The 11,376-nt window shown below is 52.0% G+C and carries 12 protein-coding genes and 1 other RNA gene; 3 read left to right on the top strand and 10 right to left on the bottom strand.

Going from position 1 to position 11,376, the window contains the following annotated elements; all coding sequences use genetic code 11:
* The 7 genes from V3W49_RS20145 to smpB all read right to left on the bottom strand — a co-directional run.
* Positions 1-1,279: bifunctional DNA primase/polymerase (locus V3W49_RS20145; RefSeq protein WP_500147770.1), on the bottom strand; the 1,279-nt coding region annotated here is incomplete at its 3' end.
* Positions 1,272-1,481: a helix-turn-helix transcriptional regulator gene (locus V3W49_RS20140; protein WP_165408604.1), complete on the bottom strand. Its 210-nt coding sequence runs from the start codon at positions 1,479-1,481 to the stop codon at positions 1,272-1,274. The genes V3W49_RS20145 and V3W49_RS20140, both read right to left, overlap by 8 nt.
* Before the next feature lie 120 nt (positions 1,482-1,601).
* A complete protein-coding gene (locus V3W49_RS20135) occupies positions 1,602-2,444 on the bottom strand; it encodes a hypothetical protein (protein WP_473740292.1) in 843 nt (280 codons plus the stop codon).
* The gene (locus tag V3W49_RS20130) at positions 2,441-3,682 is read right to left on the bottom strand and encodes an integrase domain-containing protein (protein ID WP_137500035.1); all 1,242 of its coding nucleotides are present in this window, start codon (positions 3,680-3,682) and stop codon (positions 2,441-2,443) included. The genes V3W49_RS20135 and V3W49_RS20130 overlap by 4 nt, the downstream gene beginning before the upstream one ends.
* A 388-nt stretch (positions 3,683-4,070) precedes the next feature.
* Positions 4,071-4,435: a transfer-messenger RNA gene (ssrA, locus tag V3W49_RS20125) on the bottom strand.
* A 101-nt stretch (positions 4,436-4,536) separates the two neighbouring features.
* Entirely contained in the window at positions 4,537-5,787 is a 1,251-nt protein-coding gene (gene alr, locus V3W49_RS20120; RefSeq protein WP_500147769.1) for an alanine racemase, read from the bottom strand.
* A 161-nt stretch (positions 5,788-5,948) separates the two neighbouring features.
* Positions 5,949-6,431, bottom strand: coding sequence for an SsrA-binding protein SmpB (gene smpB, locus V3W49_RS20115; protein WP_500147768.1), 483 nt, complete (start codon positions 6,429-6,431; stop codon positions 5,949-5,951).
* 146 nt (positions 6,432-6,577) lie between these two features.
* Here smpB and V3W49_RS20110 point away from each other — a divergent pair, with 146 nt between their 5' ends.
* Positions 6,578-7,015, top strand: coding sequence for a type II toxin-antitoxin system RatA family toxin (locus V3W49_RS20110; protein WP_500147767.1), 438 nt, complete (start codon positions 6,578-6,580; stop codon positions 7,013-7,015).
* The gene (locus tag V3W49_RS20105; protein WP_500147766.1) at positions 7,005-7,307 is read left to right on the top strand and encodes an RnfH family protein; all 303 of its coding nucleotides are present in this window, start codon (positions 7,005-7,007) and stop codon (positions 7,305-7,307) included. The genes V3W49_RS20110 and V3W49_RS20105 overlap by 11 nt, the downstream gene beginning before the upstream one ends.
* A gap of 58 nt (positions 7,308-7,365) precedes the next feature.
* Here the strand turns inward: V3W49_RS20105 and bamE are convergent, their stop codons facing one another.
* The 3 genes from bamE to nadK form a co-directional block, all read right to left on the bottom strand.
* Positions 7,366-7,704, bottom strand: a complete 339-nt coding sequence (gene bamE, locus V3W49_RS20100; protein ID WP_500147765.1) for an outer membrane protein assembly factor BamE — start codon at positions 7,702-7,704, stop codon at positions 7,366-7,368.
* A 292-nt stretch (positions 7,705-7,996) separates the two neighbouring features.
* On the bottom strand, positions 7,997-9,658 hold the full coding sequence (gene recN / locus V3W49_RS20095; protein WP_500147764.1) for a DNA repair protein RecN: 1,662 nt from the start codon (positions 9,656-9,658) through the stop codon (positions 7,997-7,999).
* A gap of 84 nt (positions 9,659-9,742) precedes the next feature.
* Positions 9,743-10,621, bottom strand: coding sequence for an NAD(+) kinase (gene nadK, locus V3W49_RS20090; protein ID WP_500147763.1), 879 nt, complete (start codon positions 10,619-10,621; stop codon positions 9,743-9,745).
* Between the two features lie 125 nt (positions 10,622-10,746).
* On the opposite strand from nadK, the gene grpE reads away from it, so the two are divergent.
* Positions 10,747-11,334 carry a nucleotide exchange factor GrpE gene (gene grpE, locus V3W49_RS20085; RefSeq protein ID WP_500147762.1) on the top strand — a complete coding sequence of 196 codons (588 nt, stop codon included), beginning with the start codon at positions 10,747-10,749 and terminating at the stop codon, positions 11,332-11,334.
* The last annotated feature ends 42 nt before the right edge of the window (positions 11,335-11,376 follow it).

The following is an 11,376-nucleotide window of genomic DNA, read 5'->3' as shown; positions in this document are numbered from 1 at the left end:
GTCTGACGCCGGATGAATCAGAACGATTGTTCTGGAAAAACTCTAAAGCTGTGGCCAGTTTTTGTTGACCACTACAGGTGATTGTCAATAACCGCCCGAAGTTTCTTTCCGATGTGTCACATGTAATAGCATCGATAGTTACTGGGGAACAAACTAACTCACCTTTAACTTCATTTTCATTACTATAAAAATGCCATACGCCAGCACAATAATTACCAGTACTATGATAAACTTTGCTATCAAAAATACGAAAGCAAGGGCATTGGTTGCTACTCGGTACAGGCTGTACTGTCTGACTCACTGCATTTTTTTCGTACCCAGTCCAGCCATGCTGTGTTGCGATATAGTAAAGCGTACCTGCACCAATACCTCCGGTTGGGGCGTATGACTTCCAGAGAATAGTAAACTCATCTTCGTCATATTTTCTGGAGGATTTGCTCCAGTCGCGAGCAATACTTTCTGAATCCATAATATTATGTGATCGTATGGACCAGACGACATTTCGCCAGGTAACATAGTCGCAGTCAGCGCTGATTGTATTCAATGCACTTTTCAGTTTTTCAACATCCGTGAAACTATCCATTGCCTTATCAAAACATTGGTGAAAAATCGTCTGCATATCCTCAGAGATATCTGAAAGCATAATGTTATGGCAGAGGACAGGTTTGTTAGCCAATATAGTTCGCAGTGAATGAACTAATGGTTCAGGTGCTTTTATGATCCTATTATTGATTGATGTGTAGTGCTTGCCTGTATCTGGATGGATACTGGGTGGGCAGACAACTTGTTTACCTTTCCCCAGCAGTTCAATAATCCAGCAAGGTTTACCATCATCATTGCAGAATGTCGATTTAGAAAGCGTCTTAGCTGCACCTACCTGGGTGGCCAGATCTTTATCAGTAAATGACACGTAATAGTGACAAGAATTTTTCCCGCTACCTGTAATAACCGTGGGGTTATTTGGGTCTAACCCAAATGCCTTAAGTTGGTTATTCAGTTCGTTTTTCATGTCCTCAGTCAGTGCTGCGCCATGGATATCAATATCCACTACTAATAATATACTGTCATCATCCAGTGGGTAACCCGTCCTCATCCCTAAGTTATAATTTTTAACTGCCCATGTGGGGGCCTGATTTTCTACTTCATTAACTGACAGGATCGGCGAGGATGACCAACCTTTATTCACAGGGAGTTTTGTCCCAGCTTTCAACGGATGTACAGGAATATGCTGTTTCGCCAGTGCGATAGCTGCTTCAATGATGGAGTGTTTATTACTCATGACAACCCCCCTCATTATTCGTATGTGCTGCGATAAATGCCTCAATATCAGAGTACCGCCACATCGAGCAACGAGAACCAAAACGGATAGGCTGGGGGGCTTTACCCTCCTGCACCCATGCATAGAAGGTAGATTTCCCAACAGGAATGATGCGCAGAACATCATTAATACGCAGTAATTTTTCAGTGATTTCACCATGCATTCTTATTCTCCTTATTTAAAAAACTTAGATTATACAAGTGCTATCGGGATTATAATGGAGATATTAAGAGAATGGACGTAACATTATGGCCGCGGGTTTGTGAAAATAGCGGAGTGATATTTATTTATCTGATTTATTGCGCTTTTTATATTCTTTTATCTTCTGATGCTCATATTCCTGATAAGCCTCTGAGCTGAGGATTGTATGTAGATATGTAGGACGAGGGGGGGGAGGTGTCAAAAAGGCTTTCCCATCAGGTTCTTCTTTTGCTCTACGTTCTAATGACGATAGTTGATTCCTTAATTCATCATAATATAGTTTTGAACTTTCAATGGCAGCTTGTCTGTCATCTTCACTTTGGTATTGTGATTCCTCTATGTCGTAGACTGTCACTGACTCCATGTAGTCTATATTTTTCTGCTCTAATTCTAATTGTTGCTGATGAGTTAAATTATCCAGATAAATTCGTTTAGGAGGCATATGAATTAATGCTGGTATGGAATTAGTATTTTCTGACGGCTTGGAACGAGATTTCTTTATGATTGAACGAATTGCTTCATCTGATAAATGGTACTTATTGCTTAAAAATAGCACAGCTTCTTTCTCAGTCGGATTCAGAACTCTGCTAAAACTCTTCATTCCTCTTCTATGATATTCATAATAGAGGCGTTCTGCTAGATAACCAAACTCAACATATAGAGTCTCATTGCAGATAGAGCTACATATGCGCTCATAAAACACAGAATTTTCTTTCCTGTATAGCATCATTACTGCTAAAGGATGGTCCTTTGGAGACATGAAATTCATATAGTCATGAATGATACGCAGATCCCTAATTCGTTTAACTGGATTACCACCAAAGGCATTCTTTTTACCAACAGATACCTTATTTCCTGGCTTGAACATTGTTGTACGCCGTGAATTGCGATCATATTCTTTATGATTATTTTTATTGCGCTTCATCCCACAGACCTCAATCCTCGAATACTATTATTCATCATACTGCCACTATCCGCCGCAGTGACAAAATCAGCCCACCACTGCATCATTGGTTTGCGTTGCTCTAGATAGTCGCTGCGGTTGTATGCGCGTCTGACTTCATTTTTATCAACATGAGCTAAAGCTGCTTCGATTACGTCAGGGGGAAAGCCTTCTTCATTGAGTCTGGTACTGCCGATAGAACGCAGACCATGAGAAACTAACATGCCGCTAAACCCCGCCCGTTTGAGAGCTGCATTGACAGTTTGGCTGTTCATCGGCTGGGTTGGTTTTATCCTGCTCGGAAATACATACTCCTTGTTTTCGCTTAGTGGCTTCATTAGCTCTAAAATATTAAGTGTTTGTTCTGTTAATGGAACTATATGTTCACGTCCCATCTTCATCCTGCTGGCGGGTATACGCCATAACTTAGCAGCAAAATCGATCTCTTCCCAACGAGTGCCAGCAGCTTCAGCAGGGCGGGTCAGTGTCAGCAATTGCCACATAAACAGGCAGCGGGTGGGCAATTCAATGTTCGCAAGCCGCATTGTCTGCATCAGCATTGGTAGTTGCTCTGGACGGATACTGGGCATATGTTTCTTTTGAGGTTTCTCAAAAGCTTTACCGATGTTAATGCTGGGAACCGTATCAATCAGACCTGTGTTTTGTGCATAAATCATGATCTCATTAATCCGCTGGCAGAGGCGACGGACTGTTTCTAACGCACCTCGGGCCTCAACCGGTTCAATTGCCTGAACTAAAGTTCGTGTCTTGATATCGGAGATAGCTACATTACCAATGATTGGAAATATATCTTTCTCTAATGAGCGCCAGATATCCTGAGCATAATCTTCGGTAACGCTTGTTTTCTTCACTTCCCACCACAGCTTAGCAATTACCTGAAAGGTATTGGCTCGTTCTTGCTGGGTTTGCCTCAACTGATCGCGCTGGTGGTCTTGTGGATCAACTTGTTTGGCTATCAGTGCGCGGGCATTGTCACGCTGTTCGCGGGCATCTTTGAGGGATATTGCTGGGTATGTACCGAAAGTGAGCTTGGCTCGTAGCCCATTCACTGGCCTTGAATATCGGAATTGCCAGATTTTTTTACCCGTTGTTTTAACTAGGATATTTAGCCCATCTCCATCATAAAGAGAGTAGTCTTTCTCTCTGGGCTTGGCTGCTTTGATTTCAGTATCTGTTAACGGCTTTGTTTGTTTTGGCACTCGTCCGTCCCTCAATTACCTGGCACATGTGACACGCATATTGGAGGAGTCACGGCCTGATTGAAACAGTGTCACAGTAAAAGTCTTTTATATCATAACATTAAGTAGCCTGTGACAGATGTGACTTACGTGACGCGCTTTTTCAAGGACACTCGATAGCTGACCAACTAAGAGGGGAGATAAGGTGTTTGAACGTTTACTATCCGGGTTTAATGCGTTCATCGTTGGCACCTCATGACTATACGAGATTTCCTCGAGTGCCAAAAAGAGTGCCAAAAAAGAAGGGATATTACAAGATGACACAAGACAACACTGGATAAAGAAAAGCCCGTAAACCTTGATGGCTACGGGCTTTTCGGTCTTTCTTGGATTTCTTTGGAACAAAATTTGGTGGAGCTGGCGGGAGTTGAACCCGCGTCCGAAATTCCTACATCCTCGGCACTACATGCTTAGTCCGGTCTTTACATTCGCCTGCCAGCTGCGGACGGACACGCCACTAACAAACTAGCCTGATTAGTTTTAACGCTTCAACCCCAGGCAAGGCATCCACGCGATCTCTTTTGGGTTTGACCTCTCTTGATCCCCGTCCTAAGAGCGGAGGCTAGGGAGAGAGGGCTCTGAGCAGGTTATTAAGCTGCTAAAGCGTAGTTTTCGTCGTTTGCGACTATTTTTTTGCGGTTTTTTAGCGAGGCCTACCGCACCTCGGCATGCACCTTGGGTTTCGCGAATCCCGTCGAATCCAGAATCAGCCCCAAAGAGTGAATCGAGTATATCACAATTTTGTCACGGGAGAACCGTCGCTGACGAGAGTGGCGACAATTCAGGCAGCCCGCGTCGGCGGGCTGCCGCGCGGTTTAGTCCACCAGCACCCGTGGCACGGTGGCGCCCCACAGGATAGAGGTCTGGGTGAACAGTACATCGGTAATTTCTTCCACCTCTTCGCCAGTCACTTCGGCGTTGCCCTGTTTGCCGAACAGCACCACTTCGTCGCCGGGAGCGATACCCGATGTGCCGGTCACATCCACCATAATGGTGTTCATCGAGGTTTTACCCACCACCGGGTAGCGCTGGCCGCCAATCAGTACGTGGCCCTTGTTGCTGAAATCGCGCAGGTAGCCGTCGGCATAGCCTACCGGAATGTTAGCCAGCAGGGAGTCGCGCTTTAATGTGTAAGTACGGTCATAGCCTACGGTGGCCCCTTTTTTATAGGCGTTAACGGCAGCGACGCTGGATTTATAGGTCATCACCCGCTGATAGCTGTGAGTGGCGGTGGTATCGCCATAGAAGATGCCGCCGACCCGTACTAAATCCAGGCGCGATTCCGGTACCCGTAGCGTGGCCCAGGTGTTGGCGGTATGCAGCGTAATATCGCTGCGCTTCAGTCCGGCGGCGGCGATAACGGCAGCCGCCTGCTGGTTAAACAGCTTCAGCCCGGCGCGGATTTCGGCTTCGTCTTCCATCGGGTAGTGGGTCATGATCCCCACCACCTTCAGGTTGCTGAGGTGGGCTATCTGGCTGGCCGTGGCGATGCCCTGTGGCGTGCCGACATCCAGCCCGTTACGCGACATGCCGCCGGAATTCAGGCCAAGGTGAATGGACAGGGTTTTGCCGCGCTGCTTTGCCAGTGCGTTCAGCTCGCTGGCAACCTGCGGGTTACCGATTAACTCCTCGACGTTATAGTCGAGAGCTTTCGCCATCTCCTGGGGTGAAGCGCTGCGCACCCGCATCAGGCGGCCTTTAAAGCCCAGGTCACGTACCGTTTTCACTTCGGCGTTGCTGGCGATGCCGATGCACTGAACGTTATTTTCCACCATGACCGGCGTAACCAGCGACAGGCCATGACCATAAGCGTCGCCTTTCAGAATGGCGCACAGGGTGGATTTTCCTGCCAGCAACTGCTGAACCTGGCGGATATTACTGGTCAGTTTACCGCGTGAGATTTCCAGCCAGGCGTGGCCAGGCTGTTCTGCGCTGCGCGACAGGGCGGCGTGGCTATCCGGCGTGGTCTGGCGAACGGCGTTGGGTGTTGCAGCCTGCTGGCAACCGGCCAGCGTTAAGAGTGCCAGCAGCGGCAGCGCGTGGCAAAGTCCTTTAGCGTTTTTCATGGTCTGTCCCGAAGTATTGATGAATGAATTTTTATTTTGAGTGCATAATTATTCTAATTAAGACGTGGGTCAATACTCTGGCTATGGTTATTTACTAAGAAAAGTCAGGGGGATAGAGGGAAAATGGCTGTCGCCGTAGCGACAGCACGGGAGGAGGAAGGTTAACGACCGGCGTTTTTCATGATCCGCGCTTTATCGACCTGCCATTCACGATCTTTCACATCGTTGCGTTTGTCGTGCTGCTTCTTACCTTTCGCCACGCCAATCTTCACCTTGCACCAGGCGTTCTTCCAGTACAGCGACAGCGCCACTATGGTATAGCCTTCGCGGTTAATGCGCCCGTACAGGGTGTCCAGCTCGCGCTGGTTCAGCAACAGCTTACGGGTGCGGGTTGGATCGCAGACTACGTGGGTGGAGGCAACGCTCAGCGGCGTAAAGTTAGCGCCGAACAGGTAAGCTTCGCCATCTCTCAGGATCACATAGCTGTCGCCAATATTGGCCTTACCGGCACGCAGCGACTTAACTTCCCAGCCCTGAAGGGCCAGGCCCGCTTCGTATTCATCTTCGATAAAGTATTCATGGCGGGCGCGCTTATTAAGCGCAATGGTGGCTGAGCCAGGTTTGTGTGCTTTTTTCTTCGTCATAGTGCCGCTCAGTATAGGTAATCCGATGGTAAAACGCACCCCATCCAGTGGGGGATGAGCTATGTTAGCATGTCTTGCTGCGTAATTTTTCTTTGCCAGGCCAGAAATGTTATTATCTGCGGGTTGTATGAGACACAGGAAACGGTATGCCGCAGATCAGTCGCACTGCGCTGGTGCCCTATAGCGCTGAGCAGATGTATCAGTTAGTCAATGATGTAAAGTCTTATCCCGACTTCCTGCCGGGCTGCGTGGGCAGCCGGGTGCTGGAATCCACGCCCGGTCAGATGACGGCGGCAGTGGACGTGGCGAAGGCTGGCATCAGCAAGACCTTTACCACCCGCAATACGCTGACCAGCAACCAGAGTATCCTGATGCATCTGGTGGATGGCCCCTTTAAGAAATTGATGGGCGGCTGGAAGTTTACGCCGCTGGCGCCGGATGCCTGTCGTATCGAATTCCAGCTGGATTTTGAGTTTACCAATAAGCTTATCGAGCTGGCCTTTGGTCGAATCTTTAAAGAGCTGGCGGGCAATATGGTGCAGGCGTTCACCTCCAGAGCCAAAGAGGTATACCGTGTCGCCTGAAATTCAGGTTGAGGTGGTTTACGCGCTGCCGGAACAGCAGTATCTGCGGCGGGTGACGCTGCCCCAGGGGGCGACCCTGGAGCAGGCTATTATTGCTTCCGGCCTGCTGGAGCTGCGCCCGGATATCGATCTGCAAAAGAATAAGCTGGGTATTTACAGCCGTCTGGCGAAAGCGAGCGACGAGGTGCATGACGGTGACCGGGTGGAGATCTATCGCCCGCTTATCGCCGATCCGAAAGCGCTGCGCCGCCAGCGCGCTGAACGGGCCGCGGAAAAGAAGAAATCGTTATAGCGGTTTAGCGATAATAAAAAAGCTCCCGACGGGAGCTTTTTTATTGCCTGCCTGCCGGTTACTTCTGCAGGGCGGGTTTGTTGTCGATGTTGGTCAGCACGCCGTTGCTGTCGAAGGTCAGCGTCAGGGTCTGCTGGGTGACTTTTTCGTGCCCCGGCTGTTGGCGGAAGATGTAGTACCAGGTGTTGCTGCCGAAGGGATCGCTCATCATCGGCGTGCCCAGTGCATAGGCAACCTGCTGCTGCGTCATACCGACGCGGATTTTTGAAACGTCGCCAGGAGCCAGATAGTTGCCCTGGCTGATGTCAGGGCGATAAACCACTCGCTCCAGAGTGGAACAGCCGGCGGTTAACATCAGAAGAACCGCTGCGGCGGCAGTCAGCGTTTTACAGCGCATAGTGATTTGATTCCTTTTCGGGCCCGAACGGCGCGTGGCTCATACGTAATACGCCGATGATAATAAACCTTTACGCAGTTTAAAACCTTAAAGGCGCTTCACTGAGACCGCCGACCGCGAAAAAAGTTGGCAACCGGGCGCCTGTTTTTGCGACATTTTTGCCTGAGTGCCGCGTTTTACGCCGCTTCGCTGATTTCCGCCAGCGCCCTGGCGCACCGTTTTTAGTGCTGGCCAATTCCTGCTTTATTCGTCAGGCTCTTTGCCGTCGCCCCGAAATTCGGCGGCGGGGGGCTCAGGCTGCCAGCAGATCTTTGGCGTTGGCCAGGGTGTTGCGTGTGACCTCGCTGCCGCCCAGCAGGCGCGCCAGTTCGCGCAGCCTTGCCCGCTTGTCCAGCGGCTGCATGCGGGTTTCGGTCATTTCGCCGTCGGTCTCTTTGCTGACAAAGAAGTGCTGATGCCCGCAGCCTGCCACCTGGGGCAGATGGGTAACGCACATCACCTGAGTGGAGTCGCCAAGCTGGCGCAGCATCTGGCCTACGACCGCCGCGGTAGGGCCGCTGATGCCCACGTCCACTTCGTCGAAGATCAGTGCCGGCGTTTCCATCTTACGGGCGGTGATCACCTGGATTGCCAGCGCGATACGCGACAGTTCGCCGCCGGAGGCGACTTTGGCCAGCGGCTGCAGCGGCTGGCCCGGGTTGGTGCATACGTGAAATTCCACGCGATCCGCCCCTTCTGCCGTGAGCTGATTTTCACTGAACTCCACCGCGATAGTCAGCCGACCATGGGGCATGGCCAGTGCGCGCATGCTGTCAGCGATAAGTCGCTCCAGCTCCCGGGCGCTGGCGCTACGGCTCTGATGCAGGCGCTGCGCGGTTTCAAGGGCCAGACGATGGTTCTGTTCTACCGCCAGAGCCAGCGCTTCCTGACCTTCGTCCTGTTCGTCCAGCAGGCGCTGCTCTTCCAGCAACTGCTGGTGCAGCTCCGGCAGCGCTTCCGGCGCTATCTGATGCTTGCGGGCCAGGGCTATCTGGCGCGAAATGCGCTGTTCCAGTTCGAACAGGCGGTTAGGATCCAGATCCATACGGTCGCAGTAGTGGCGTAGTTCGTCGCTGGCCTCATCTATCTGGATAGCGGCCTCTTCCAGCATCTCCAGCACCCCGGAAAGCTTATCGTCCATGCCTGCCAGTTCAGTGACCAGCTGGCGGGCGCTGTAGAGCTGGCTGCTTAGCGTCTGGTCTTCTCCGTCCGCCAGCAGCGTCAGCGCCTGCTGGCCGGTGGAGAGCAACTGGCCGCTGTTCGCCAGGCGGCGGTACTCTTCATCAATGGTTTCGAACTCGCCCGGCTGAGGGGCAAATTCATTCAGTTCTTTCAGCTGGTAGTGCAGCAGTTCGGCGCGGGCTGCCCGCTCCTGCGCCTGCTGCTGGAAGCAGGCTTGTTCCCGACAGCTGCGGTGCCAGGCGCGGTAGCGTTCGGCCATTTCCTGGCGGAGCGTCGCCTGGCCCGCGTAGCCGTCCAGCAGGTGTTTCTGGTGCTCCGGGCGCAAAAGCTGCTGGTGGGCGTGCTGGCCGTGGATCTGGATCAGCAGCTGGCCCAGATCGCGTAGCTGAGAGAGAGGAACGGCGGTGCCGTTAATAAAGCCCCGGGAGCGGCCATCGGCGTTGATTACCCGGCGCAGCAGGCATTCGCTGCCATCTTCCAGCTCGTTGTGTTCCAGCCAGCGGCGGGCGGCAGGCGTATCCTTAAGCGAAAAGCGGGCGCACAGGTCGGCGCGCGCGGCGCCGGGGCGCACCATGTCGGCCTCGGCTCGGCCGCCCAGGCATAGCGCCAGCGCGTCGATGGCGATGGATTTGCCCGCGCCGGTCTCGCCGGTGATGGCGGTCATACCACGCTGAAAATCTACCTCAAGGTCACGAACGATAGCGAAGTTGCTGATGGTGAGCTGTGCCAGCATAACCACTCTCCTGTATAAATATCAGGGCTGTGTTTTTACACAGTATAACCTGGTTTTTTATACAGTAAAGTGGCTACGGGCATTTCAGAATAATTTTTTTGACCAGCCCAGTTTTGAGCTTAATGTATTGAAATAGCTGTAATCTTTGGGGTGGATAAGATTCAGATGGTAGTTACAGCGGCGAATGACCACATCTTCGCCTTCCTGAATCGGCAGGGCGATTTGGCTGTCGCAGCTGATTTCCAGGTCGCTGCGCATATGGGAAAAGCGCAGGCGGATAGTGCTGCTGCTGTCAATCACCAGCGGGCGCGCCGACAGGGTATGGGGGAACATCGGTACCAGGGTAATGGCGTTTAGCGACGGGGTCAGAATCGGGCCGCCGGCAGAAAGCGAATAGGCGGTGGAACCGGTGGGCGTAGAGATGATAAGCCCGTCCGAACGCTGGGAGAATGCGAATTTTTCGTCGATGTAGACTTCAAATTCTATCATGTGCGCGACCTTGCCCGGGTGCAGCACCACTTCATTGATGGCGGTGCTCAGGCGGCTCTGGCGATCGCGTCGGCACACCTGAGCCTCCAGCAAAAAGCGCTGCTCGGTGATATAGTGGCCCTCAAGCACATCGGCGAGCTGCTGCTGTGCGTTGTCGGGATCGAGGTCGGTCAGGAACCCCAGATTGCCGCGGTTGATGCCGATGACCCTGATGTCGTAACGCGCCAGCACCCGGGCTGCGCCGAGCATATTTCCGTCCCCACCGACCACCACGGCAAGATCCGCCTGCTGGCCGATTTCCGCCAGGGTGCCGGTACGCACCTGGCTGAGCTGAAGCTCCTGAGCTATCTGTTGCTCGACAATAACGTCATAACCCGCTTCGTGCAGCCAGCGCCAGAGCATTTCGTGAGTGGTCAGCGCGGTGGGATGGCGTGGATGCCCGACAATACCGATGCAGTTGAAATGTTTATTCATTTTCCAGTCAGGTCCTTAAACAAGGCGTGCGTTCCACAATCTGCCCGCTTCCCTTGAATCCGGGAAACTGATCCCCATAATAAGCGAACCAGCCAGATGAATGCTAAAGAAACGCGGAGAATTTCATGAGTAGTAAAGAACAGAATCGACCGGACGAGCAAGTCTCTGAAGAGAACGCCACGGAACAGCAGCATGACGAAGTGGAAGTGACTGAAAGTGCTGAGCAGGTGGATCCGCGCGACGAACGTATCGCTAATCTGGAAGCGCAGCTAGCTGAAGTTCAGCAGCATGAACGCGATACCTTGCTGCGTGCCAAAGCTGATATGGAAAACCTGCGTCGCCGTACCGAACAGGATGTAGAAAAGGCACATAAGTTCGCGCTGGAGAAGTTCGTTAACGAACTGCTGCCGGTGCTCGACAGCCTGGATCGCGCCCTGGAAGTGGCTGATAAAGAAAACAGCGATATGGCCGCGATGATTGAAGGGATTGAGCTGACCCGTAAATCGATGCTCGATGTGGTACGTAAGTTCGGCGTTGAAGTCGTGGGCGATACCAGCGTGCCGTTCAACCCGGATGTTCACCAGGCGATTGCGATGGTGGAATCTGAAGAGGTTGAGCCAAACCACGTACTGATGGTGATGCAAAAGGGGTATACCCTGAATGGCCGCACTATCCGTGCCGCGATGGTTTCCGTGGCGAAGGCGAAGGCCTGATTGCTTTGAAGCGGTCGCCCTCTCCGCTTGGAGAGGGCGACC

The sequence above is a fragment of the Rosenbergiella sp. YN46 genome (assembly GCF_036620675.1).
Classification (GTDB): Bacteria; Pseudomonadota; Gammaproteobacteria; order Enterobacterales; family Enterobacteriaceae; genus Jejubacter.
This window is presented reverse-complemented; position numbering and strand designations above follow the sequence as displayed.

What these genes read in the sequence shown, in the direction of transcription:
- V3W49_RS20140 (WP_165408604.1), bottom strand. Translation starts at nt 1,481, where the DNA reads ATGCATGGTGAAATCACTGAAAAATTACTGCGTATTAATGATGTTCTG.
- V3W49_RS20135 (WP_473740292.1), bottom strand. Translation starts at nt 2,444, where the DNA reads ATGAAGCGCAATAAAAATAATCATAAAGAATATGATCGCAATTCACGG.
- alr (WP_500147769.1), bottom strand. Translation starts at nt 5,787, where the DNA reads ATGAAAAACGCTAAAGGACTTTGCCACGCGCTGCCGCTGCTGGCACTC.
- smpB (WP_500147768.1), bottom strand. Translation starts at nt 6,431, where the DNA reads ATGACGAAGAAAAAAGCACACAAACCTGGCTCAGCCACCATTGCGCTT.
- V3W49_RS20110 (WP_500147767.1), top strand. Translation starts at nt 6,578, where the DNA reads ATGCCGCAGATCAGTCGCACTGCGCTGGTGCCCTATAGCGCTGAGCAG.
- bamE (WP_500147765.1), bottom strand. Translation starts at nt 7,704, where the DNA reads ATGCGCTGTAAAACGCTGACTGCCGCCGCAGCGGTTCTTCTGATGTTA.
- recN (WP_500147764.1), bottom strand. Translation starts at nt 9,658, where the DNA reads ATGCTGGCACAGCTCACCATCAGCAACTTCGCTATCGTTCGTGACCTT.
- nadK (WP_500147763.1), bottom strand. Translation starts at nt 10,621, where the DNA reads ATGAATAAACATTTCAACTGCATCGGTATTGTCGGGCATCCACGCCAT.
- grpE (WP_500147762.1), top strand. Translation starts at nt 10,747, where the DNA reads ATGAGTAGTAAAGAACAGAATCGACCGGACGAGCAAGTCTCTGAAGAG.